This window comes from Lysinibacillus sphaericus OT4b.31 (assembly GCF_000392615.1).
Lineage (GTDB): Bacteria > Bacillota > Bacilli > Bacillales_A > Planococcaceae > Lysinibacillus > Lysinibacillus sphaericus_B.
On record NZ_KB933403.1, the window covers coordinates 1 to 24903 of the forward strand.

Below are 24903 nucleotides of genomic sequence, written 5' to 3' on the forward strand. Positions count from 1 at the left end.
TTCTTCGGTCTCTTAAAATCAGAATTACTTTACTTACAAGAGTTTGAAAACATGGAACACTTCAAGCGAGAGCTTGAACAATATATTGAATACTACAACCACAAACGAATTAAGGCAAAATTAAAAGGATTAAGTCCAGTACAATATCGAACTCAATCCCTACAAGCTTCTTAACTAAATAAAGTGTCTAACTTTTTGGGTTCACTTCATCACGGAGTGGTCTTGTTATGGATTATTTAATTAAAGCACCCCATTATCTTATAATATTTTTTAGTTAATATGATAATGAAGCCACATACTATTGCTATGCCAAAAAACGAGGTGCCTAAAAAAACTACTGGGGAACCTACAAAAACGAACATCACATCGGTATGACTTGTAGCTACATATCCCCCCAATATATCAGGCTTATCGAATTTCGTTTTAATATATGCCCATCCATAGGTACTGAAAAAATATACTATATGTATAAACAGCGAACAAAAAAATGCCTGCATAATTGTTTTCATTACAAACTCCCCCATTTAACTAATTCACAGGAAGGAATCTACTCCCACCTTGGTTATTTACCATCAATATTTTTTCTCATCTTCCCTATAAATCAATACGTATGTTACATTTATTTTTATCATTTTCTATTATCACTTCCAATTTTCTAATCTAAATATCTAATGTATAACAGGGACGTTCTTCAACTAACCTGCGCCGTTAGTTTAATAATACCTCAAATCAGACCCATTTGGATATTTATTTCCATTTATTGTTGTGACATATACAAAAAATGACCACCCATCACCGGAGTGGTCTTGTTTAAATTTGTTCAACTAAACCCTCTAATCCTTCATTTATCCATTACCATGGCCTATTTCTTCAGCTGCTGCATCAGCTTTCGTTACATGTACTGTACCGAATGGATGGTTAGGAGGAGCATATATCGAATAAAGTTTTAATGGTTCGTTCCCTGTATTCGTTACGTTATGCCATGTTCCTGCAGGGACCATTATCGCAAAATCTTCATAGATGTTCCTTTGGAAGTTTAAATTGTCTTTGCTTGGCCCCATCTGAACAATTCCCTGACCTTGTTCTATACGTAAAAACTGATCAACATTAGGATGCACTTCCAAACCAATATCTTCGCCTACTTCTAGACTCATTACAGTAACTTGTAAATTCGATCCTGTCCACAACGCTGTACGATAATTATTGTTTTGTTTAGTTATCTTTTCAATATCAATAACAAAGGGGTTAGGTCCATAATCCTTTAGTATGTTTGCTTCCTGAAAATAAGGATTTCTCCCCATGTGCTCTACCTGATTGGGATAGGTCCAATACACAGGTTGATAACTATAATTATACATCTGAGCATTGCCATAATAAGGGTAATACATTTACCTCAATCCTCTCGCACATTATAAAATCATATTATGCAATTTGTTGAAGGGATGTGTTTACCTTTAAAATGAATGGTGAAAATAAGGTTTTCTAAAAGCTATCCCTTACCTCTAACCAGTTATAGAAAGGTACTGAACGCTCTCTATTAGTTGTTTCTTCTATATATGATGAATTTACTAAACTTCATACTAGAACGCTCTACAGCCTTACTATATGCCCCTACAACTACGGCTCTTAATGTACTAGCAACTGTCAGTACACCTTCTTTAATATCCATAGCAATTTTGAATAGTACGTTCTTAGCTTTTATGAAGTCAGGTGCACTATTAACCTGAGTAGCCAATACAACCTTGTGCAATTCATCTTTTAAGTTATCTGCTAATGGCAAGCTATTCATGAAATCGAACAGCATTTGTTGGTACTCATTCATGTATTCCTTACAAGCTTCTTTTTCAGCGTGAGCATCTATATATACTTGCTGTAAAGTGCTTGTTTTAAAAGAAGAAAGATTAAAAGATTTAGATGATTGGTTTTCTGTAAATTGCTCCGAAACCACGTCGTTACTAGCTTCGTTAGCTGTCTCTCGTTGGCACCCGACTTAGGTGTTAACAATGTAGTAGGAATGACTGGTGCTATGAATGCTACTCAAATTAGTGTCCATAATGATTGAAATGAAGTAAATTTAGTCACTCAACAGAGTGGCTATTTTATTTACTCTGTTTTCTTGTAAACAAACAAAAAAGACCAGGTACTCACTTTAAAATGAGCGCCTGGTTATTTGTTTACTACTTCTCGAACTTTATCAAAATTAAACCTTTTAAATGATACTGTTCTTAGAGAGCCTGTGTTAGTTTTCTCTAAATACTGAACCTTACATTTTGTTAGTTGAAGAATCTAAATTTCTGTTCCATTTGAGAGTCTCTTTTTAATAACAAAATAAGTTACTACTCCTAAGCTAATGTAGATTATTAACATACTACTACCCAATATCGCAGAGTATTTATATACATCATAAAGACTGTATATACTTTGTAAAATATAGATTGTTAAAAACACAAATCCTTTCTTTCTGCTTTTCACAAAGACTGAGGAAAAAATAGACAAAACTATACTAACGACTGCCAACTGAAATAAAATGAGTATTGTGAACATCAAAATATTATTATCCATTACACCAATCCCCCCTTCATGACTTCTACAAATGAAATCAATTTCCTTGTTCCGCTAAACTGCTCCGTTAGTACAATAAAATGTTGTATAAAAATTGAAGTCTTATCGTTGTAAATCCGAATAAATTTGACTAGCCTCATCTAAGACGATGGTGCAACATCACTTCAAATGCTTCAAAACCTTTGCCATGACTGACTTTTAACAAAAGTGCATAATACAACGCATAAACAATGTTCATAAGAAAAGCCACGAACGTTGATTTCACAATATTCGTGGCTTTTTCATGTGCGCCCAAACTTTCATTTGGGAACGGTTTTTTAATATAAATCTTATAAATATTCATTGTAAAAATTATTCTACGGATTATGTGATATAGGATAAAAGGTGAAAACTAATTTTATTCTTTATTAGCAAACCATTTTTCACTTAAGTATTGAGAAAACCCGAGAATAATCGTAATACTAATGCCAATTAAAATAAATCGTATATCTTTATTAGGTAAAATTCTATTTATGATAAAAACAGAAATCATTACAATAAGTGCAAATGTTATTGAAAATAATATTTTTTTCAGCATTCGTTACACCAACTTTTTTTGATATATTGTTTATTATACCAATTTTTGGATTGTTTTCTCAATGTTATTAAGCTTCCCAAAGCGCCGTTTGGTAACAATTCTTTCCTTAACGTTGTAAATCCGCATAAATATGGCCAGACCCCTTATTCCACTAAAGCACCCCGTTCGTATTATAAGGTCAACCGGAGAAATCTGGTTGACTATTTTTTATTCAATTTATAGATTGATAGTAGCCGGAGTAGAACGGAAGCACCCGTGGGACTTGATCCCGATAACTAAACTGTTCGCCCTCTACCTGTTAACACATGATTAGGCTGGTTGGAACATAGTGATCCCGTATAACAAGCGAAGATATGAATAACAAGCTAGATAGAGGTTGCTGGTCAATCTACTTCATAAGGAGGAGATAATTTATGAATCCAGTTGTAGGTCTGGATGTCGCAAAAGGTGAAAGTCAAATTCAAATGTTCTTGGATAAAAAAAGGCCCTATAATAGTGTGAAAGTTGAACATACGGTGGAGGGGCTAGAAGAGTTACACTCTTATTTAATAGATTTAGAGCGTCAAACAGGGATGAAACCACCTGTTGTTTTGGAGTCAACAGGACACTATCATGCCCCAGTTGTTCAGTTTTTAGAAGCAAGAGAGTACATTGCTATTATCGTAAATCCACTAGTATCTTACCGAGCAAAAAGTTCTAACTTACGAAAAACCAAAACAGATGCCATTGATGATTATCACTTAGGCGAACTGTATTACAAAGAGGATTTAGAGCCTCAGAAAAAGCGTGGTGTTCAGTTATTAAACCTTCGGCATCTAACAAGGCAACATGAAAATATGACGGGTATTATGATTCAAACTAAGCTTCAATTTCAAGCCGTATTAGATCAAATATTCCCTGAGTACAAAGGAGTTTTTGGCGATTTATACGCTGAGATTTCCATAAAAACTTTACAAGCCTACCCTACTTCTGAATCAGTCAAAAAAGCAGGTGTTGAAGAGATCGCACAATTCATTGATACACATTGCAAAGCACGTTCGTTTAATTGGGCGCTCGAAAGATCGGAAAAATTAATCGGAGCTGCAGAACGCAATCCATTTCAATCAACGCTTTATCAAAGTCTTCTAGTCAGTTTGAATATGTATATTGATTTATTTCAAGTGTACCACCAATAACTTTCTACGTTGGAGCGTGAGATTGATGAGTTAGCGGCACAACTTGAAGAATATGAATTACTCCAATCAATTCCCGGTATAGGTGAAAAAATCGCTGCCACGATTATTTCAGAAATCGGAGAAATTGGTCGGTTTAATCATCCAAAAAAGTTAGTGGCTTTTGCGGGACTAGATCCAAGTGTATTTGAATCAGGACGCTTTAAAAGTACGAAAAATCACATTACTAAACGTGGCTCAGCTAGGCTTCGTCACATGCTTTATACAGCTGTTCGTTGTTCTATTCGAGATAGTCGGAAAAAGAAAACAACACCTGAAACTTTAGCACGAAATAAGCGATTACGAGCTTTCTATGATTTAAAACGACCATATAAAGCAGCTATAATTGCTTGTGCTAATAAGCTTTTACACTGGATTTATGCCATGTTAAAAACGAAAACACCATTCCAAGAAACTATATAGTAACAGCATTTTCAAATACAACAAAAACCTTCCAAATTGAATTCGGAGGGTTATTTGAGTTGCGCTTTTTAGTATAGCATGAAGTGTTATTTAATTTAAAAGATTTTATTGATAATCTATTAGCTGGTTTAGCTTAAGAAGATGTTTTATGATTAAGGTTTTTTCCCTAAAGAAAACCCTTCAAATAGTCGACCGCCGAATGGTTCCAAAACCATTTTACTTAGTTGAACAACTTTTCTTTTCTCACCCGTTTTATAAAAAGTATCAAAGGCTTCAATGAATTCTTCGGTAAATTTTACATCGTAATGCTTCAAAGCACGAACAACCCATTTTGAAGAACCTATCCAACAACCATTAGTTCTTAGCACAAATTCATGAATAAGCTCAGCTAATGTGTTAGCTATAAATATTTCTTCGGCTCGATTATTACAACCTATAAAATCATCTAGGACATCAGTTAAAAAATATCGCTTTGTCGTAATTATTTCTTCTGTCCATCTTTCAGGACCCTTATCCAATATCTCTTTAGCTTCTTCTTTAATAGAGTCTATAATTCCTTCATCTTTTAATATAATCCCTTCTAATAACATTCTTTGCATAGAAGGCTTAGCATCTTTATAATCCATTTCGAAAAAATGTTTATAAGAAGTTAGATTATGGACGAAAATCTCTATTGGCCAACCAAAATCTATCAATGACTCCCTGTACGACGAGGTTATACTTTTTTCAAAAACGACAATATCAAGGTCAGAGGTATCTGTTTCCTCACCTCTAACAACACTTCCAGCCAATACAGCTCCCTGACAGTTTGGGAAGCTCTTATTAATAAATCTTTTAGCTGCCTCTATTGGATTTAACTTTTTAGTATTACCCATTTACTTCGCCTCATTCTATTTGAATTCCTACTAACCCAGTATTCGTTACTTAGCCTCAGTAATCCTCTTACTTTTACCTTATTAAAGTAATCTGCCTCGTTAGTTCAATAAAAATTTAACAACTTTATTATTTTTCAAAGGACTTTATTGTATATTAAACAACTTTATTATCTCTTAACACCATGGTCACTTCTTATATTGTGTTTTCTATTTAATCTTGTTTAAGGCATGACCCATTTCATTTAGCCAGTGTTTCCCACCATACACAACAAATGTAGTATTATTTTCTTCTCTATCAAAAATATGAACTCTTTGTGTAATAAGAAGATTTAAACCGAGTTCAGTTCGATCTACCCTGCCTAAACTTAATTCCCAATATAAATTAGGATTTATATTAAGAGCATGGGCGTAAAAAATTAATCGTTGATTTGTCAATAATAGCCGGCCACCATCAGAAGGCTTTTCACTTACTAATGAAAAATATGATCCTGTAACAAACAATGCTAAATCTGTCCAATCAAAATATTCATTTACAAAAGTTGCCGGCATTGCAATTGATGGTTTCCCTATTGGTTGGTCAGAAGCATTTACCATGCGTACGAATATTAAGATTACATCTGTTAGCGGCGAGATTATAAAATATACAACAAATTCTTATACAGAATAACATATAAATCTGTCTATCTATAAAATTTTCTAATGTTTTTAAAAATTAACTGCATCTCAATTATTAGATGAAATCTAACTATTGGGGATGTGGTTTTTTTATGACTAAATTTATAATGCAAGAAAGTTATTTAGAGGTATTTAAGCGAAAAATTAAGAACTGCCGATACAGATATTTTAAGCTGAGTGAATTAAGATTAAGGCTGGTACAATTAGATGGAGAAATATTGTAAATGGTTTCAATCAAGTGGAACTATGTAGATATATGTCTCGTAAAGGCAACTGTCACGACAACTTGTGCTGGGAATTTCTTTAAAATCCAAATTCCTATATATTGAAGGGATTTGAAAGTATAGAGCAACTTAAAAAAGTACTAAAAAAACATATCATTACAACACGCAACGGATGCAGGCAAAATTAAAACTAAGTCCGATAGAAAATCGAACTCAGCCTAATGAAATAACCGTATCTAATTTTAAAGGGTCACTTTATTTGTCTTACTTTGGTAAGTTCACTGAAAAGTACATTTTTAAATAAGAGCGTTGACGTGGACGAAATTTCATTCGAGTCATCGACTTTTTTCGCTCTTACTTATTAAACCAAAAGTTGTTTATCGTAATATATTAATCTATTTCTTTTAGCAAATTTTCAATTTTAATTACTCGTTCATTTAATTCATCTACTCGTTTTTGTAAAACAAAAGCTTGCTGTTTTTCTACGTTTAGTCTTTCCTCTGCACGCTTCATATTCTTCTTATATGCTTTATAAATAAAAATTACTAGAATAAAGGGAATTGCTATCAATCCTAATATAATAATTGTTGCTATTATATCTCCAAAGTTCACTCCGGATACACCGTTAAACATTAATTTATTCCTCCATTTTCTTATTTTTTTTCATAGTAAGCGTTGGTTCTAACCTAGTAATGAGCTCCTCATTAAGTAAAAAATTGAACGAATTTAGCATATAGTATTTCGCAGCTTTACCACTCTCTAATAATTCCATATCACTTGAAACGAGATTTGCTTCTTCAAGCTTTTGTAAATGAAGATATAAGAGTGGTCTGCTTATACCCAGTTCTCGGGCAAGTTGACTAACATATTGTTTACCATTAGACAAAATGCTAATAATTCTTAACCTTTGAGGATTAGATAAAGCTTCCAAAAACAAAAGTAATTCATTCCCGTTATCAATATGTTTCATATGTAATAATTTTATTACATATGGTGTTTTTTGTCAAGTTACAGCGAGGTTTTTGAACAATTTTTTCTAAGTCTGACTTAAGTAAAACCCTTTTACGTAAAAATTTTCTTAACTTATATTTTCTGCTTTTTGTTGGTTGTTATTTATTTTAGTTTTATAGAAAAGGGTCAAAACTATAAAGAAAAAAAGCCCAGGCTCAAAATTAATTGAGTCCTAGGCTTTAGTATTTTTATGATTAAATTTAGCAAGTACTGTACTGATTTTAACTATTTTTTATTATTTCTACGTTGCTGAATAGTTATTTGCAATCCAATCAAACGATCCGTAGTCATCACACCATTCTGTAAATCCTTCAAATGCGATTCCTGAATAATCCCATCCTTAACAGCCTGTGCAATAAAGTTTTCTGTCTCAGTTTTCATAGCTGGCGAACCTGGATTCCTTGTTGTATTTGTCACTTTAATTTCCTCCTTTTTGTCTTCCACAATTAATTGAACTTTTTTTGCTGTTGCTTGGTACAATTACTTGTCCTTCCAATTTGTAACTCTTCGGCATTAACCAATTAGCTTTTACTTCAAAGTGGGGACGGTCAATAGCGTTTGTCCATGTACCTCCCCACTCAATGCCTAATTTTTTAGCAATGGCACCGGCTTTATTTAAAGTAGTCACATCATATAAAGTTTGTGGAGGGCCTACAGCAATGTCCCATGCTAGACGTGATTTATGATTGCTATTTAACGTCCCAGTAACAATCTGCCCTGGTCGAGTGCGTCCTTGTGCGTATAGATATTTTTGGCGTTCCTGTGACCGATATGTTTCAGTAATGAAGATGTTCCTAATGCCCGCCTTGTAACACTCCTGAAATAGCAATCGACAGGCTGTTTGTGCAGGTTGTAATAGTTCGGCTAAGTCTCGACATGTAGTTGTTACACTTGTCATTTCACATCATCCTTTGGTTTGTCATCATTGTCGATTTGAAGTTGCGTAAAAGCATTTGTTAAAAACTTTGGCACTTTGATTCCTAACTTACCTAGATTCTCAATCATACTGATACCTTCCATGCCAATAAGGAAAAGAACCATGGCATTACGCATAAAGTTACCGCTCTCGGTTGCTAAATCTAATTGCACTGCAGCAATAACCATTAAACACATTGCTGTCTTTATGATTAACCCCTTAAACATCTTTTTACTTTCAGTTTTCTTGAAGACTAAACTAACCATAAATCCTAGTACATAGTCGATAGTCATGAATATAACTAACGCTTTTATTAAATGGTCAATGCCGCCAACAAAATAAGTGCCCCATGCCATTGAGCCGCCTACAAGTGATGTATATAATGTATCTGTTTTCATTTGACACCTTCTTTTTAGCATAATAAAAGCCCTCCACAGATGATTGTGGAAGGCGTAATGTTTAAAATTTTACTCAGTTATATATCCCCGTACAACGTCCCAATACACACCATAAAAAACTAAACTTTCAAGATTGAATTGCTCTACTATATTCCATATTTGTTTACCTAATTCATCACTATATCCATCACCATATTCCATAGTAAATCGCACGTAGCAATCACCGTTAATTTGTTCTACTTTAACGTTATCTATGCCTTTAGTAAGGAATAAGTAATGTGCAAATTCATAAGCTTCTTTTAGATTATTTGTAAAAAAGTTAACTATATTCATTATATCTTTTCCATAGTTTGAGAAAACCTCACTTTATTTACCCTACCCATTAACATTCTCCTTTCCACTGTTTAAACGAATTATAAACAACGCTTTTTTCAATTTTATTACTATGTTACCATATAAAGAAGTATAAGCTTTAGGAGGAATACAATATGAAATGTAATAAAATAGGAATACTACTATTAATAAATTTACTCTCTATCTTACTATTATCTGCTTGTAGTAAAGAAAATGATACAGGTTTCGATGAACAATTTGTCGCTGATTTAAAAGACTATATTAAAGTAGAAAGGGAATATAAAAACATAGAAGAAAATAATATTATTAGTTTGATTAATTTACATGAATCACAATCACATTCATGGCTAAATTCTAGTGATGAAATAAAAGAATCTCTTGCACAACAGCTAGTATTCTATGAAGATGCAACAAATTATTCAGATATCAAAATAGATTTCAATCCTAAAACAAGCTCGCCAGAAGAAAAAGAAGTCTTTGATGCAATAGATGATTTTGAAACAAAAAAACTCTCTCATTACACCCCAACTACCAGTTTAGTCGATGCAACAAATCAAGGTAATATACAAAACGCTAAAGAAGAGTATGAGCATTCTTTACGTGAACTAGATAAATCATGGGATAATATTAAATCTCTTTCAGAAAAGTATAGTTTGAATCTTTTTGGAGATGTAGAATGAACGGATATTTTTAAATTAATTTAATCGAAGAAGCCTTACATGTTACCTCGTGTGTAGGGCTACTTCATCACCCTCAGCGTAATCAATTTCAAATTTAAACATTTCACAATCACGTCTTTCAGTAGCTTTTTATTTTTCTTGTTCTTTTAATAACACATCGGTTCTTATTTGAACGTCTTAATAGTCATTGTCCCCCTGTGAAACAATTTGTAATGTAATTTCTTTTCACTCAAATCCACTTAAATGATTAAACTCATAACACCTACCTTCCATAGATAATCAAGGAGGGCAATATAATATAACCTACCCAAAAGAGTAAGTTGTCAAAGTTGATTTTTGGTAAATATAATTTCAGTTTTTCATATCCTATTTAATATTCCAAAAATATAAAGAAAAACTTGACCCCCTAGGAAGTCAAGTTTTCATATTAATACGTCGATTGTTGCACTTGTTGGCGCAGTTTTTTTGCAGCGGCTACCATATATGCTAGCGCCTCTACAGTCTCGGGCTCTTTCCTTGTCTTCAAGCCACAATCTGGATTAACCCAAAATTGGTTTTTTGATAATACCTGTAAGCTATCCTGCATAATGTTCAACATTTCATCTTCACTTGGTACGCGTGGACTATGAATATCATAGACACCCAGTCCAATACCTTTTTCATAGGGATTTACTTGAAGGGAAGAAATCAGCTCTCCATGACTACGAGACGTTTCAATGGATATGACGTCCGCATCGAGCGCACTTATTGGCTCGATAAAATCATTAAACTCACAGTAGCACATATGTGTATGAATTTGTGTGTCATCTTTTACGCTTGCTGTTGCCAGCTTAAAGGCATTGACTGTCCATTGCAAATAGCTGCCCCAATGTTCTTTACGCAGTGGTAAGCCTTCTCGCAAAGCAGGCTCATCAACTTGAATGATTGCAATGCCTGCTGTTTCAAGCGCCTCGACCTCTTTTCGAAGGGCCAATGCAATTTGATAAGTCACATCTTCTCGTGAAATATCATTCCGTACAAAGGACCAATTTAAAATTGTTACGGGACCAGTTAGCATTCCCTTTACGTATCGCTCTGTTAAACTTTGAGCATACACTGTTTCTTTCACAGTCATCGGTGTTTCCCACGCAACATCTCCGTAAATAATCGGTGGCTTTACACAACGAGAGCCATAAGATACGACCCATGCCTTTGCCGTAAAAGCAAAGCCTGTTAGCTTTTCACCAAAGTATTCCACCATATCTGTACGTTCGAATTCACCATGTACCAGTACATCGAGATCCAACTCTTCTTGAATAGCAATCCATCGCTTCGTTTCTTGTGCAACAAATGCTGCATACTCTTCATCTGATAACTGTTTCTTACGCCATGCGCTACGCGTACGTTTGACCTCATCTGATTGTGGGAAGCTACCAATTGTTGTCGTTGGGAATAAAGGGAGCTGTAATTTGGCTTGCTGAATCATTTGGCGAGCTTTAAAATCATGCTGGCGTTCAAAATCCTGCGAGGACACAGCTTGGACAGCCTTTTGAATCGCACTATTATTACGTACTGGATGATTTTTTAAAGCTTCAATCGCCTTCATGCTCTCTGAAATTGTTTGATTCGTGGCATGATTTTTTTCCTTTAAATATTTTGTCACTTCCGTAATTTCTAGTAATTTCTCATCGGCAAAGGCAAGTGCATTTTTTACAACGGGTTCAAGCTTTGTCTCAAGTGCCGTAGTGATAGGCACATGCTGTAAGCTACAAGAGGACTGAATCCAAAAATCCTTGACATGGCTCAGCTGTTCAATCGCCTTTACTGTTGTGCTAACCTCTGCTAAATTTGCCCGCCAAATATCCCGACCATTAATAACACCTACAGCTAAAACTTTATCCTGCGGGAAACCATATTGACGCAGTGCCTCCATATTATTATCGTAGCCATGTACAAAGTCTAAACCAATCCCTTTGACAGGAAGCGCTACTATATCTTCATATGCGGATAACGATTCAAAATAAGTTTGTAGCATAATATTTGCACCTGGTACAGATGCGGTTAATTGTGTATAAATTTCCTGAACGAGCATTATCTCAGCATCATCTAGTGTTGTGACAAGTGATGGTTCTTCTAATTGAATCCAATCGGCGCCAGCATCTATTAGCTCTTGGATAACCTGCGTATAAAGTGGTAGTAGTGCTAAAATAAATGAAGCCTCTGTAATTTTGTCATAGCCCTTTGTCAGCTTACAAAATGTATACGGCCCAATCAGCGTTGGCTTCGCTGTAATGCCAAACGCTTCTTTCGCTTCTAAGAAAGCAGCGAGAATTTTATTTTCTGTCAGCTGTAATGTTTGTCCCTCGAATTCAGGCACAATGTAATGATAGTTCGTATTAAACCATTTCGTCATTTCACACGCTACTGCGTGATCGTTACCACGAGCCGCACTGTAATAGGTTTGTAAATCTACTTCATCCCCTTGCCAGTTAAAGCGTTTGGGTACTAAACCAAACATCATCGCGGTATCGAGCATCCTATCATAATAGGTGAAATCACCTACGCTTACGATATCTAAGCCAGCACGAAGCTGCTTGTCGATTCGCCCTAAGCGAATTTCCTTTAATTTCTGTAAAAAGTTCTCCTCTGAAAGCTCATTTCTCCAAAATGCCTCTAATGTTTTTTTCCATTCGCGGTCTTCCCCAATATATGGGTAACCTATTGCTGTAGTTGTATATGTCATGTCTCTCTCTCCTTTTGTAAAATAAAAAAAGCCATTGTCCTATTCGGAAAATGGTTTATTGTACGTCGAAATTAACTAGAACGAAACGATACGAAATTCATCCTAACATCGTACTATTTCTTTCGTTTTCGCACAGTGCCGATACGGTCACATCTCACCACCTATTTCCACGTAGGTTATTTGGTGTGTACTAGATATTGGCAGGTCTCCTGGCTTCTCATCCACACCTCACAGCCTTCCCAGTTCCCCAGTGGCATTTGTGATTTGCTCCGATTTACAGTTGCGGGACAGCGTCGGATTCTCACCGACTTCCCTTTTAAGCCAAACTTTCATTTGGCACCAATTCTTACACAATATTCAATTATGCTCTAACTATAGCATATATTTTTCAGAAAAGTAGAATTATTTCGGTAGTGGTGTTGTTCCTATCCATCAGTTCGGGAAGTCTATCCGTCAGTTTGGTGAGTCTATCCGTCACTTCGGGAAGTCTATCCGTCAGTTTGGCGAGTCTATCCGTCACTTCGAGGAGCCTATCCGTCACTTCGAGTAGTCTATCCGTCTCTTCGGCGAGTCTATCCGTCTCTTCGAGGAGTCTATCCGCCTCTTCGAGTAGTCTATCCGCCTCTTCGCCAGTTCTATCCGCCTCTTTGAGGGGTCTATCCGTCACTTCACCCGTTTTATCCACCACTCCCTAAAACCATCTAATTTATGGGCTGTAATATATTTAAAGTAATCGACTTCAGGCACTATACAAGGCCGAGTTTCACTGACATGGGGCGATTTGCCTTGATAGACCAACTTGTAGGATTCACTAACAACATAGGCACCTATTTCAGCTAATAATACAGTAACTGAAACAATTGTAATGAAACTGTAAATTCCTACGATAAAGCCTTTTATATCAAGCTTTAAGGCCTAGTCAATGCTGCGCGTGGAAACATTTACCTAGAAGAACCGCTACTTTTTCATGCTACGATTATTCCAATCACTAGCCAACAGTATTATTCCAATCGCTAGTATTACAGGAGGTAACACACAGCATGAAAAAACAATTTTTAACAACTACATTAGCATTAACATTAGGTTTTAGCTCATTGGGCATGGTTCCAGCTACTATGCATCCAATAGAAGTAGAGGCCGCAACTACAAATGCACAAAAAAACGCACAAGCCGTTGCAACGAAAGCGGACCAACTAATTCAAACTGGGAAAAGCTTAATAGGAAAGGCTACATACAGCAATACAGAATACAAGCCTACATATCCTTACAAATTTTCTTGTGCTTCATTTTTAATGTACATTTTCGAGAAGAACGGTGTAGATCTAGGCACGTATAATGAAAATTATATGATTCAACAAGGGACATATGTTGCGAGAAATCAATTACAAAAAGGGGATCTACTATTCTTTAAGAGTAAAAAAACCGGAACAGACCCCGATCATGTAGGCATGTACATTGGTGACAATAAAATGATTCATATGGCTGATACCAAGCAAAATATCGTTATTTCTGATTTAAATAGCAAGCCGTATTATACAGAAAATTATGTATCTGCGCGTAGAGTCTTACCTACTCTACTGTCAGCTAATCCTGCAACGAAGGGCGATAAAATTGTTGAAAACGCCCTAAATTATAAAAACAAAGTTACAATGAGCTCAACAAATAATGAAGCAAGTCTACGCTTTACAGCACCAGGGTTTGTAGACTTTGTCTATCGAAAAAGTGGCGTGAATCTTGGTACAACAACATTAAAGGAACAAATGAAGGTAGGAACAACCGTTTCACGTGCCAATTTAAAGAAGGGTGATCTCGTATTCTTTAATAGTGTTAAAGGCTCTCAAACGCCTTCACTTGTAGGCATCTACGCTGGGGATCATCGTATCATCATTCCGAATTCGGATGGTGTCATGACAAGAGTGTTATTCGTTGACTATTATGCTGAGCATTATATTACAGCAAAACGTGTTTTTTCAGAGAACTCCACTCCGGTTGTCAACGCACCATCAGCTTCTGCTGATAAAATCATCGCTACTGCTTCAAGTATGACGGGTAAAGCAAAATTCGGTTATACGTATAACGAAAGCTCACTGACATTTACAAGTGCAGGGTTTACCTTTTATGTCTTTAAAAAGCATGGGATTGATTTAAAGGATAAACTAGCGAGCAAACAGGCATTAGTTGGTAAAGCCGTGCAAAAAACACAACTGCAAAAAGGTGACCTACTTTTCTTCTCTACTAATAATGGTGGGAAGCAAATCACACAAACAGGGATTTATCTTGGAGGCAATCAATATATTAGTATGACCGCTAACAATATAGTGAAACAAAATCTAAATTCTACATGGGCGAAACAAAACTATGTTTCAGCTCGTCGAGTTCTCTAGATCGTAGTATTTCAAAAATCAACTAATTTTAACAGAAAGGGGGTGTCTCAAGTAACTTTGAGGCACCCCCTTTCCCTACCTTATTATATATCTTTTAAGTTATTCGCAAATTCAATCATAGATCGGCTAGACATAGGACCCTTAATCAGCACAATTGTGTCTGAATCAAGTTTTGGCTTGAGCACATCTAAAACCCCTGTAACGTCTTTAAAAATAAGTACTTCGGCATTTGTTCCATCTTCCTTCGCTTGCTTGGCTATATCTTCAGCCCTTTTTCCAATTGTAATCAGCGTATGAATATTTCTTTCGGCCACCATCGAACCAATTTCACGATGATACTTCGCTTCGAAATTACCTAATCGCTTAATATCACCAAGTACAAGGATTACTTTTTTCTCTTTTCCTATCGTATCTAAAACCTTTAAGGCCGCTTCAACAGATGTTGGGTTATTAGTCCATGTATCATCGACAATGGTACATTCACCAATTCCCGTTGAAAATTCTAAGTGTCTTGCCATTGGCTTATATGTCTTTAAACGAGAAATGGCATTTTTAATGGTCATGCCCATTTCTTTTACGGCAGCAATAGCAGCTAATGCATTGTACACTTGGTGTTCGCCGTATCCAGGAACAAAAACACTATATTTTTCATCTGCCACTTGCAGTACAAATTTCATGCCATTCTTCGTAAATTGAATTTTAGAAGCTCTGTAATCTGCCTTTTGCTGCACCCCTATCTTAATAATCTTGCCTTTAAAAGACTGCAAAGGTACCTTTTTTGTATTTTCATCATCACCATTGATGATTAAAGTACCCCCTTGTGAAATGCCTTCTACAATTTCTGCCTTCGCTTTGATGTAACCTTCAAGATTTTTACAGCCATCTAAATGATGCACTCCGATATTCGTAATAATGCCTATCGTAGGTTGATAAATCATGCATTGATGTTTAATATTGCCTGTATTCCCCAAACCTAACTCAAATACAGCTGCTTTTGTTGTCTCATCGATGCCAGTTAAATAGGGTAAGGATTGACGTGGCTCATTTTTACTGCTAACGGATGCCTGCACATTCCAGTCCTTACTTGCTATATGTTTAATCATTTCTTTCGTCGTTGTTTTCCCACATGTTCCGGTTAAAGCTACGACAGGGATTTGAAAAAGACCTCTGTAATATTCGATAAACTTCCAGTATGCCTGCACAATACTTTTCACTTGTATAACAGTTGTATTGTCTAGTGCATTTTTCAGCTCAGATGAAGACTTATTGGAAATGACAAGAGATGGCCCCTTACTGTCTATTTCCTTCCAGTTGATTGCATCGTTTCTATTCACAAACATAAGTGTATTACTGTGTGTCAAATCATGCCGATTATAATAAATTGCATGTTTAACAGACCAATTCTCAGAACCATTTACTAGTTCACCTTGCAGTAACTTCCTTATGTCCTTCACACTTATATTTTGCAAGTTATCTTCGCCCCCTCTCATAATCGTATGAAATGCGCTTTCTGGACGATTGGGTAGTAAACAACCAATCCTTCCATCTTACTAGCATTAACTAGCTTTTTATACAATACTTTATGTGCTTTCCGGAGCTCCTTTCTAATAGAATAATATAAAATATTATCGACTACCCTTGTGTGGCACAGTTTTTATCACGTTGTCTTAGTTGGTCTCTCTCATCACGAGTGTATTCTATTCAGAGGGTAATGATGGCTTTATCTTTAAATCTGCTGCCAATTGGAACATTTGCTTACTGTACATATCTCCTTTTATGAGCACAATGGTATTTTCGTCCACAATCTTCTCTAATAACTTATATGCGAGCATACCATTCCTAAATGTATAAACGGGTTCATTAAACCCTAAATCAACGGCATGATCTGCCATTATACGTGCATGCTCCCCTATCGTAATGAGCACATCTACACCTATGCGGTGGATTAGCTCACCTGCTTGCTCATGAATAATATATCCCCAGGATCCTAAATCCGTAATTGTTCCAATCACCGCTATCTTTTTCTTACCATCACCAAGCGAATTTAAAACCCGTAATGCGGCTTCTAAGGAAGTCGTCGTAATGCTCCATGTATCGTCTAATAATATAGAGTGATTAATGCCTTCAAATTTTTGTAGTTGCTTGTTTAATTGCCGGAATGTATACAATTGGATGGCCGCTGCTGTAATTGGGACACCCAGTTCACAAACAGCTGCAATAGCTGCTAGTGCATTATATACTTGATGCTCACCAAATCCAGGGACAAATATTTCATGCTCCATCATATTGTGATGAATCGTAAATTGCATACCATTTTGACCGTAGTGAATATTACTTGCTCTAAAATCACAGGATGCATCCTTACCAATTCTAATAATGCGGCCTCGGAATCTCGACAAATCAATTTTTTGTGTGTTAATATCCTCAGCATTCAGAATTAATGAACCGGTGGGGTCAATAATATCCACCATTTCAGCTTTAGCTCGTATATAGCCCTCTAAAGTTTTACAGTAATTTAAATGATGCGCGCCTATATTCGTAATAATCCCGATTTTCGGCTTGAAATACTTCCCTGCAATCGTGACATCCCCCGGTGAACCAACAGCTGTTTCAAAAACGGCTGCATCAGTTTCCTCGTCAATGCTTAATAAATACTGCAAAGAGGCTGTTCTGGAATTACTACTTAGCGTAGTCGCCGTCACTTTTTTTCCAGCGGAAAGAATATGTTTAATCATCTCCTTTGTCGTTGTTTTTCCAGAAGTACCCGTAATAGCGACAATAGGGATATCAAATTGGCTACGGTAAAAATGTACAAAGTTCCAGTATGCCTCATCAGTATTCGCTACTTTAATAATGATTACATGTTTAGGAATCTCATTTTGACTATAGGACCAATCCGTAACGAGCACTAGAGGAGAAAGTGGTTCAAGGCTTTTCCAGTTTACAATACGTTTATTTGTAAAAAGGGCAGTATTTGATTTTTTTACTTGTTTTAGTCGATATGCGCCATAGTGGATAAGCACTTCATCCGACCCTTGAACTAATTTACCTGCAATAATCGCTGTTAAATTTTTCACCGTAAGAGGCTTCATATCAATTCACACTCCTTTCTTTTCTAGTATATGTACGTCGACAAAAGTTGCTTGGATGTAAACATGATACATAACTAGAAGAAAACCATTTGTGCGCATATATATAAAATGTATATTAAGAATCCAAGTTCCAATTAAAGGAGTGATATAACTGAAAGCGATTATATTTGTTGGCACAAACAAATCCGGGTCAAGTCGTGAAGCCATAAAAGCAGCAGAGAAATTGGGTTACTTGACTGTACTTTTCACAAACAATGAAAAGCAATTACAGCAGAGAAAAGCCTATCCAGATATTCATAAAATGATTTTCATCGACACTTCAAATATAGAAGAAATGAAAGATAAAATTTACGATTTATTCAAGACTGGTTTAGAGATTAAAACAATTGTGAGTTTTATAGATCCCTATGTGCATATTGCTTCCATTTTATGTGATGAATTTTGTGACAACTATACGTCATCTGAAGCCATCGAAATGATGGAAGATAAAGAGAAAACCAGAAATTTCTTAAAGGATCAACCTTATTCACCAGAGTTTTATCTTATAAAACCATCTGAATCATTTACTAAAGAAATGGACTATCCAGTAATAGTGAAATCTCCAAAATCTACCGGCTCTAAGGACGTACTATTAGCGGTAGATCAAAGTCAACTTCATACACATCTGCGTTTTCTCCAAAACAAAAATCCAGGTGAAACAATTATGATAGAAGAATATATTGATGGACCACAATATTTAGTAGAGGCATTTGTTCATAAACGGCAAGCTCATATTATCGGTATTATTGAACAAGAGATTACACAGGGTAAACGTTTTATCATTACCGGTTATGGAGTATTAGCAGAAGTTCCAAGAGCTATTCAAAGCGGTATTGAGGAAGTGCTCCATTCCATCGTCAAAGCATTTAACATTGAAAATGGCACACTGCATTTAGAGCTTCGTCTGACAGCACAAGGTTGGAAGCTTATTGAGATTAATCCTAGAATTTCAGGGGGAGCTATGAATAATATGCTTCTCGCTGCATTTGGTTTTAGTTTAGTGGAAGAAACACTTAAACTATTTTTAGGTGAGCAACCTAATGTCAAGCCGAGGCACAGAAAATTCGTCTTTACAAAATACGTTATTGTAGAGAGTAGAGGCGTTTTAGAGAGAGTCATCGGAAAAACACGAGCAACTAAGTCAACAGGTGTAGTGGATGTCTATGTGAAGCCTAGAAAAGGAACAATCCTAACCCCACCGTTATCTATGGGCCATCGTTATGCCTATGTCATTGCTGAGGGGAAGACATTAGTTGAAGCGAAAAGAAATGCTACTACCGCTGCAAGGGAAATCAAATTTCTACTAAAAGCACTCTAAATACGCAAGTAGGCTATATTCACTTCTACCATTCCCTTCCTAGTCCCTCTACAAACACGTTTGATTCACCAGTACTTTTCTATCTTGGTTTTCGCAAAAGCTGATGAATGGGCCCTAAAAAAATATCCCGAATAATTGCCACTATGAAACGGGCAGTTACTCGGGTTTTTAAATTTAAGCTTTAAATGTTTGATCTAAGAATTTAACCGTTTCAAACATATTCGTTTTACTAGCGCCCTTTACTAAAATGGTGTCCTGAGGTTTCACGATTTTTTCTAATAGCTTATGCAATTCTTCCTTGTTCGTAAAATGATAAATGTTGGATTGAGCCATCCCTTTTTCCAATGCTGCTGCACCCATTTCTTCTGTGCGGAATCCATAGGTTATTAAAATGTCAATTTCTTGCTCACAAATATATTCGCCCACTTTACGATATTCTGCTTCTCGTAAGTCCCCTAGTTCGCGCATCTGGCCAATTATCGCAACTTTTCGCTTCTTTGCAATGTTGGTGAGCACATCAATAGCAGCTCGTACGCCTTGAGGATGAGAGTGAACAGTATCATCAATGACTGTAATTTGATCACGGCAATCATATAGTGTTAGTCTTCTTGGTGGTTTTTTGAAATTTAGGCCCGCTTTAATATCCTGCGGGGCGAATCCTAAATAATCAGCAACCGCAATGGCATTGAGTGCATTATATACATGATGTTCTCCTAAGATTGGGATAAATAATTCAATTTCTTGCCCTTGCAGATTCATCTTAAAGCTCATGCCGTTACCTTTATACAAAATATCATAGGCCTTATAATTAGCATCCGTGTGGATACCGACTGTCAGTATTTCACCTTTGAATTGCTCTGTCGATAAATACTTCGAATTGTCGTCATCCTTATTTAAAATAAGCAATCCTTTTTGATTCATGCCATGTATTAATTCTGATTTTGCCATTGCCACTTTTCGAACATCCCCATCAAAGTTCCCAACATGCGCCAGACCGATATTTGTGACAATACTAATATTTGGTTGGATGATGCTACAGTGATTTGTGATAATACCTGGATATGCCATTCCGTATTCAAGTACAACTGCTTCATGGGTTGAATTAATCTCTTCAGCATGTTTTTTTGTGTGATCTGTAGTGTTCCAATAATCTTTTGACTCAAATACATTCCATTTTGTTGATAGAATAGAGCCGAGGAACGCCTTCGATGTAGTCTTACCTGCACTTCCGGTAATGGCGATGATCGGTAAGCCTAGGGCTGCATCTAAATTCTTGTATTTTCTTTCCATTACTTCTTCTTTAATGACTTTCTGGTTTTCTGCAAGATACATAGCATAGCGAATTGAATGCACGACAACATCTAATTCTAAATAAAATGCAGGAGGGCAACCCGGACGCCAGTTCACTTCGTACATCCAAATCTTTTGTTGCTCATCTAATCCGACATCTATGCCGATTTCGTCAATGACCTCCCCAAATTTCTCCATTTGTATGTCATCTAAATGGTGTGCCAATGACAATGAAAAATGTTCCAGCATGCGCCGAATATTATAGGCTTCTTCTTTAAATTCTTGCTCCAAAAAAGGATCTAAATAGTTAGTAAAACCACCACTGTTTATATTCGGTATAATAGAACCATTTGGCGCGATTCGTGGATAAACGGTTGTCACCACCCACTTACCCTCTCCGTTTTTTTGCACATGTAGGCGAAAATCATAAACTTGCCCCGATTTTGTCATCGATCTAATATAGGGCTGCATGATAAACGTCCCTGAAGAAAGCTGCTCCTTTAATAAGTCATTTAATTGAGCTTTCGAATAATTTCTTTTTTCACTATTCACCCTCACCTCAAATGCATTTCCCATTTTCGTAATAAAATAGATTCCCCTGCCTTTTCGTCCATCAATCGGCTTAAAGACAACTCTTTTATAATGGGCAATATAGTTGTGGAATAATTCTACATTTTTCACTATCTCGGAAGGAATCAAATACGTATCAAATTCCTTTGCAGCTTTTAAGCGTTGCATAACATTCCATTTATTCCCTATTGAATGTGTGGTAAACGGGATTTCCTTTTTCAATTTTTCTATAATTTCTTTTGATACTGCTAGTTTTTCAGGACTCCCTGCATTATAAATTACATCTGGGAAGGGCATCACTCGCTCGTGCCACTGCCCCTCTTCATATACTTTCGCTCTAATCGTACGGTCGTCAAAGTTAACACTTCTAGGTGTAAAATAAAAAAATTGAGCCCCTTCCGCTCTTGCAACTACTGCATATGCATATGACTTGATTACCGTATTTGGGTCTAGTCGATGATGCAGCATTCCAATAATCGTCATGCGTTAACCTTCCTTTCATTAGATTCTCTTTTTATTAAATTCAGCCAATGCACTTGCATGTAGACAGATGCTCTAGTTTTGAAATTATTTTAGTAGTTTTAACGGGACATTTATTACCATTTAGGCTCAATGAGGATCTTCTTTTTTAATAAATCAGGATTTAACAGCTGAATGGCCGATATACTGCTTAATTCAATGGATTTTTCACTCGCTGTTCTTTCTAATCTCACAACATCAGCAATTGAATTCGTCTCATTCCCTTCATAATCATAGGCGCGTAACAACGAAATAGTGCCACGACAGCGCTCTTTATCAATAGATTCTATACGAAAATACTCCGTTTCAAATTGCTTATCTGTATCTAATAATTTTAAATGAGCACCGTTGTTGGTGATTAAAAAAAGGGGAATGGTATCACTACCAACTATTTTCACGAGTAATTGACCATAATATTTAGAATGAAAATTTGTTATTACATCCTGGAGTGCTTTTATGTCATATAACGCTTCACATACAAAATTTTTTCTTCCTTTTTCAATGCTCAATCCTTGCCAACTCCTCCCTAGTCCGTTTCAGCAATTTGCAAACACCGAACAACTACAACTTATTTTTTAACCTTTCTCGTTATAATATGTAGGGCGAAGGAATATGACGACATGTTTTGCAAAAGGAGCGACAAAAAAATGCCTCCTTTGATACAGCCATCGATTGTTGCAACGTTGTAGGAAATTAATTGTTTACCTTTTTCCAGTTCAATCGTTATCTAGGTAGGAGGGTTGATATGAATGAGCTATTTGGTAAGCACTTACAGGAAAAATTAAAAACAATACAGTTTACATTATTAAAAATGGGCGCTGGCAAACAGGATGCTGAAGACATTTTGCAGGAAACAGCCTATCAATTCAGCAAATACATAGACGGTATTGATACAGAGTTTGCTGAGGCTTGGCTATACCGCGTAGCGATCAACAAATATTATGATGCTCTGAAAAACAAAAAGCTGACGAACGTTCTTCCGCGAAAGCGAGTGCTTTTTCCGGACCAGATTATGTTCTTTCTCGAAAAAAAAACTGTAGGCAATAAACTCGATTGCCCCGGAGTTTGCTCTACAGTCATCGCCCAAAATTTAATTTTGGGCGTTTTTCTATATTTAACTGTCAATGCAATAGTAATTTCATGACGAGCTTAGTGTTGCCTCATTTTGATTACCTTGATTCAAGAGAATAACACCGCCTATAATTAACGAAATCCCCAATGCCGTATACACATTAAAAGTGTCCCCCCATATAACAATACCTACAACAACTGTTAGTGCAGTACCAATACCAGACCAAATGGCATAAGCCAGACTTAAGGGCAAGGTTTTTAAACAAAGGGATAAGCAATAAAACGAAATGCCATAACCGATTGCAACAGCGATTGATGGACCAATAACTGTAAAGCCTTCCGAAAGCTTAAGCATCATCGTCGCGAATACTTCACTAACAATGGATATTGCTAAAAATATGTAACCTTTCATGATAAAGCCCTCCTTAATGTCCACCACCAACAAGATTGAGTACAACTACTCCTGCAATAATCATGCCGATTCCTGCAAGTTTTTTCACACTGAAGTACTCTTTATAAAACAGTACACCAACAATGGCAGTTAATGCCGTACCTAATCCAGCCCAAATGGCATAGGCAGTGCCAATCGGTAAAGATTGGAGTGTTAAGGATAAGAAATAAAAAGCAATACCATATCCAACAACTACCCCCATCGTCGGTAGTAATCGTTTAAAGCCATTTGTTCGTTTCAACATCGAACTGGCAAAAACTTCAGCGATAATTGCAATCAATAGAAAACTAATAGCACTCATGAAATATCGTCCTTTCTTGTCATTTGTAATAGTTGTTCAAAGACGATTTCCATTATCTCGTTTGAAACAGGTGCAATATTCAATAGCTGTGAATAATACAATCCGTCAATCGTTAAGCGAATCAGATGAACAATCGATGACTCAAGATCATCATGTAACAGTTCATCAAGTAATCGTTCATACTGTGCTGAAATAGCGGTATGCTCATGTTGAATAATTTGAATAGCGATATTAATCCAAGCACCCTCTGCTAGATCTTTTTGTGAAGCTAAAATAAAACCTCTTGTCCTGTTACCAGCACCTTGCTCCATCTTTCCTAGATGCTCATAGGATGTTGTAAATTGCGCCATAATGGTATCTGCTATAGCAGCTTGTAACGCATCCTTCGTTTTAAAATGATAAAGAAGCCCACCCTTACTAACTCCAGCCTTATTGGCAACCTTCTCCAACGTTAAAGTATTTAAATCATTGTCCTTTAAATAGTGCATCGCGGCACGAATGATGAGTGCACGTTTTTCACTTGCTTTTGTTGACACGATAGTGCCTCCTTTGACAACATACTAGATAAAATAAAAAACCGTCTGGACGGTCTTTTTTATTTTATCTAGTACAATAGTAAAAGTCAATTCTTACAAAGAAAACAACGTTCCAAATAGAACATCCTATTTGGAACGTTGTTCATTCTTCTTCCTCTACATATTCTAAAATATCTCCTGGTTGGCAATTCAACGCCTTGCATATTCTCAATAAGTTTTTTTGTTTGTCATTAAAAGAAATTTACAATTTTTAAATATATAGGCAAATATTATAAGTGTACTATTACCAGTTTCGATCAGATAATGAGGTAAAGAACAACTGAAAATCTAGTAGAATTTCACATAAAACCAGATTAATGTAAAAATATACCATTAAATATATTTGCATTCCATTTATGTTTAATATACCCTTGTATATAGACATTCTTTTACAAAGAACGTCAATATAGTTAAGGAGTGCATTTAACATGGCCAAAAAAATTAAGAAAAACAAAATCGAGGAAGCGCTACTAGAGAAAAAAGCGAAGAAAAAAGCAGACAAAAAGAAACTCGAGAAAAAATTAGCGAAGAAAAAAGCTGAGAAGAAACTAGAAAAGAAAGCTGCTAACAAGAAAGTGAAGAAGAAAAACAGTAAAAAAGCTGCCTAACCACAAAAATAAAGTAGCTGGAGAAGACCGAATAGTTTTTCTCTAGCTACTTTTTTG

Annotated in this window: 28 protein-coding genes, 1 pseudogene and 1 riboswitch; of the genes and pseudogenes, 7 read left to right on the forward strand and 22 right to left on the reverse strand. The window is 36.0% G+C overall.

Annotation, left to right across the window (positions count from 1 at the left end; translation table 11 throughout):
- Positions 1–174, forward strand: a 174-nt coding sequence (locus tag H131_RS23950; protein ID WP_010860790.1) for an IS3 family transposase, incomplete at its 5' end; no start/stop codon positions are given.
- Positions 175–236: 62 nt separating this feature from the next.
- On the opposite strand, the gene H131_RS19220 is transcribed toward H131_RS23950, so the two are convergent.
- The 4 genes from H131_RS19220 to H131_RS19240 form a co-directional block, all read right to left on the reverse strand.
- A complete protein-coding gene (locus tag H131_RS19220) occupies positions 237–509 on the reverse strand; it encodes a hypothetical protein (RefSeq protein ID WP_010860791.1) in 273 nt (90 codons plus the stop codon).
- Between the two features lie 336 nt (positions 510–845).
- A complete protein-coding gene (locus H131_RS19225; RefSeq protein WP_010860792.1) occupies positions 846–1388 on the reverse strand; it encodes a cupin domain-containing protein in 543 nt (180 codons plus the stop codon).
- Positions 1389–1537: 149 nt separating this feature from the next.
- The gene (locus H131_RS19230; RefSeq protein WP_010860793.1) at positions 1538–1948 is read right to left on the reverse strand and encodes a hypothetical protein; all 411 of its coding nucleotides are present in this window, start codon (positions 1946–1948) and stop codon (positions 1538–1540) included.
- A 750-nt stretch (positions 1949–2698) separates the two neighbouring features.
- Positions 2699–2905 (reverse strand): hypothetical protein, encoded by a 207-nt coding sequence (locus H131_RS19240; RefSeq protein WP_010860795.1) that lies wholly within the window; start codon positions 2903–2905, stop codon positions 2699–2701.
- Positions 2906–3552: 647 nt separating this feature from the next.
- Here H131_RS19240 and H131_RS19250 point away from each other — a divergent pair.
- Positions 3553–4773, forward strand: a pseudogene (locus tag H131_RS19250) (IS110 family RNA-guided transposase).
- 152 nt (positions 4774–4925) lie between these two features.
- Here the strand turns inward: H131_RS19250 and H131_RS19255 are convergent.
- The 8 genes from H131_RS19255 to H131_RS19290 form a co-directional block, all read right to left on the reverse strand.
- Positions 4926–5648 (reverse strand): nucleotidyltransferase domain-containing protein, encoded by a 723-nt coding sequence (locus H131_RS19255; RefSeq protein WP_010860796.1) that lies wholly within the window; start codon positions 5646–5648, stop codon positions 4926–4928.
- Positions 5649–5855: 207 nt separating this feature from the next.
- A complete protein-coding gene (locus H131_RS19260; RefSeq protein ID WP_010860797.1) occupies positions 5856–6242 on the reverse strand; it encodes a hypothetical protein in 387 nt (128 codons plus the stop codon).
- Positions 6243–6937: 695 nt separating this feature from the next.
- A complete protein-coding gene (locus tag H131_RS19265) occupies positions 6938–7180 on the reverse strand; it encodes a hypothetical protein (RefSeq protein ID WP_010860798.1) in 243 nt (80 codons plus the stop codon).
- A 4-nt stretch (positions 7181–7184) separates the two neighbouring features.
- Positions 7185–7517, reverse strand: a complete 333-nt coding sequence (locus H131_RS19270) for an ArsR/SmtB family transcription factor (protein ID WP_036132026.1) — start codon at positions 7515–7517, stop codon at positions 7185–7187.
- Between the two features lie 266 nt (positions 7518–7783).
- Positions 7784–7975: a hypothetical protein gene (locus H131_RS25555; protein WP_010860800.1), complete on the reverse strand. Its 192-nt coding sequence runs from the start codon at positions 7973–7975 to the stop codon at positions 7784–7786.
- Between the two features lies 1 nt (position 7976).
- Entirely contained in the window at positions 7977–8456 is a 480-nt protein-coding gene (locus H131_RS23205; RefSeq protein WP_010860801.1) for a M15 family metallopeptidase, read from the reverse strand.
- Positions 8453–8872: a phage holin family protein gene (locus tag H131_RS19285; RefSeq protein WP_036132029.1), complete on the reverse strand. Its 420-nt coding sequence runs from the start codon at positions 8870–8872 to the stop codon at positions 8453–8455. The genes H131_RS23205 and H131_RS19285 overlap by 4 nt, the downstream gene beginning before the upstream one ends.
- Positions 8873–8941: 69 nt before the next feature.
- Positions 8942–9205, reverse strand: coding sequence for a hypothetical protein (locus H131_RS19290; protein WP_010860803.1), 264 nt, complete (start codon positions 9203–9205; stop codon positions 8942–8944).
- Between the two features lie 155 nt (positions 9206–9360).
- Here H131_RS19290 and H131_RS19295 point away from each other — a divergent pair, with 155 nt between their 5' ends.
- The gene (locus tag H131_RS19295; protein WP_010860804.1) at positions 9361–9906 is read left to right on the forward strand and encodes a hypothetical protein; all 546 of its coding nucleotides are present in this window, start codon (positions 9361–9363) and stop codon (positions 9904–9906) included.
- A gap of 427 nt (positions 9907–10333) precedes the next feature.
- Here the strand turns inward: H131_RS19295 and metE are convergent, their stop codons facing one another.
- Together metE and H131_RS19305 are read right to left on the reverse strand one after the other, a co-directional pair.
- The gene (gene metE / locus H131_RS19300) at positions 10334–12628 is read right to left on the reverse strand and encodes a 5-methyltetrahydropteroyltriglutamate--homocysteine S-methyltransferase (protein ID WP_010860805.1); all 2295 of its coding nucleotides are present in this window, start codon (positions 12626–12628) and stop codon (positions 10334–10336) included.
- Between the two features lie 182 nt (positions 12629–12810).
- Positions 12811–12987, reverse strand: a riboswitch (cobalamin riboswitch).
- 29 nt (positions 12988–13016) lie between these two features.
- Positions 13017–13316: a hypothetical protein gene (locus tag H131_RS19305; protein ID WP_010860806.1), complete on the reverse strand. Its 300-nt coding sequence runs from the start codon at positions 13314–13316 to the stop codon at positions 13017–13019.
- A 352-nt stretch (positions 13317–13668) separates the two neighbouring features.
- On the opposite strand from H131_RS19305, the gene H131_RS19310 reads away from it, so the two are divergent.
- A complete protein-coding gene (locus H131_RS19310) occupies positions 13669–15012 on the forward strand; it encodes a C40 family peptidase (RefSeq protein ID WP_010860807.1) in 1344 nt (447 codons plus the stop codon).
- 83 nt (positions 15013–15095) lie between these two features.
- On the opposite strand, the gene H131_RS19315 is transcribed toward H131_RS19310, so the two are convergent.
- Together H131_RS19315 and H131_RS19320 are read right to left on the reverse strand one after the other, a co-directional pair.
- Positions 15096–16481, reverse strand: coding sequence for a UDP-N-acetylmuramoyl-tripeptide--D-alanyl-D-alanine ligase (locus H131_RS19315; RefSeq protein ID WP_010860808.1), 1386 nt, complete (start codon positions 16479–16481; stop codon positions 15096–15098).
- A gap of 228 nt (positions 16482–16709) precedes the next feature.
- The gene (locus H131_RS19320; protein WP_010860809.1) at positions 16710–18104 is read right to left on the reverse strand and encodes a Mur ligase family protein; all 1395 of its coding nucleotides are present in this window, start codon (positions 18102–18104) and stop codon (positions 16710–16712) included.
- Positions 18105–18255: 151 nt separating this feature from the next.
- On the opposite strand from H131_RS19320, the gene H131_RS19325 reads away from it, so the two are divergent.
- Positions 18256–19461 carry an ATP-grasp domain-containing protein gene (locus tag H131_RS19325; protein WP_036132035.1) on the forward strand — a complete coding sequence of 402 codons (1206 nt, stop codon included), beginning with the start codon at positions 18256–18258 and terminating at the stop codon, positions 19459–19461.
- 174 nt (positions 19462–19635) lie between these two features.
- Here the strand turns inward: H131_RS19325 and H131_RS23955 are convergent, their stop codons facing one another.
- Together H131_RS23955 and H131_RS19335 are read right to left on the reverse strand one after the other, a co-directional pair.
- Positions 19636–21804, reverse strand: coding sequence for a YheC/YheD family protein (locus tag H131_RS23955; protein ID WP_010860811.1), 2169 nt, complete (start codon positions 21802–21804; stop codon positions 19636–19638).
- A gap of 113 nt (positions 21805–21917) precedes the next feature.
- Positions 21918–22349 carry a CotY/CotZ family spore coat protein gene (locus H131_RS19335; RefSeq protein WP_010860812.1) on the reverse strand — a complete coding sequence of 144 codons (432 nt, stop codon included), beginning with the start codon at positions 22347–22349 and terminating at the stop codon, positions 21918–21920.
- Positions 22350–22585: 236 nt separating this feature from the next.
- Between H131_RS19335 and H131_RS23210 the strand changes: the two genes are divergently transcribed.
- The gene (locus H131_RS23210) at positions 22586–22984 is read left to right on the forward strand and encodes a sigma factor (protein WP_010860813.1); all 399 of its coding nucleotides are present in this window, start codon (positions 22586–22588) and stop codon (positions 22982–22984) included.
- On the opposite strand, the gene H131_RS19345 is transcribed toward H131_RS23210, so the two are convergent.
- The 4 genes from H131_RS19345 to H131_RS26175 all read right to left on the reverse strand — a co-directional run bounded on the left by H131_RS19345 (position 22979) and on the right by H131_RS26175 (position 24410).
- Positions 22979–23323 carry a DMT family transporter gene (locus tag H131_RS19345; RefSeq protein WP_010860814.1) on the reverse strand — a complete coding sequence of 115 codons (345 nt, stop codon included), beginning with the start codon at positions 23321–23323 and terminating at the stop codon, positions 22979–22981. The genes H131_RS23210 and H131_RS19345 overlap by 6 nt on opposite strands.
- Before the next feature lie 13 nt (positions 23324–23336).
- A complete protein-coding gene (locus H131_RS19350) occupies positions 23337–23663 on the reverse strand; it encodes a DMT family transporter (protein WP_010860815.1) in 327 nt (108 codons plus the stop codon).
- Positions 23660–24199: a TetR/AcrR family transcriptional regulator gene (locus H131_RS19355; protein WP_010860816.1), complete on the reverse strand. Its 540-nt coding sequence runs from the start codon at positions 24197–24199 to the stop codon at positions 23660–23662. Before H131_RS19355 ends, H131_RS19350 begins: the two co-directional genes overlap by 4 nt.
- Before the next feature lie 142 nt (positions 24200–24341).
- Positions 24342–24410 (reverse strand): helix-turn-helix domain-containing protein, encoded by a 69-nt coding sequence (locus H131_RS26175; protein ID WP_419185168.1) that lies wholly within the window; start codon positions 24408–24410, stop codon positions 24342–24344.
- Positions 24411–24666: 256 nt separating this feature from the next.
- Between H131_RS26175 and H131_RS19360 the strand changes: the two genes are divergently transcribed.
- Complete coding sequence (locus H131_RS19360) at positions 24667–24846, forward strand: hypothetical protein (RefSeq protein WP_010860817.1); 180 nt, start codon at positions 24667–24669, stop codon at positions 24844–24846.
- Positions 24847–24903: the final 57 nt, after the last annotated feature.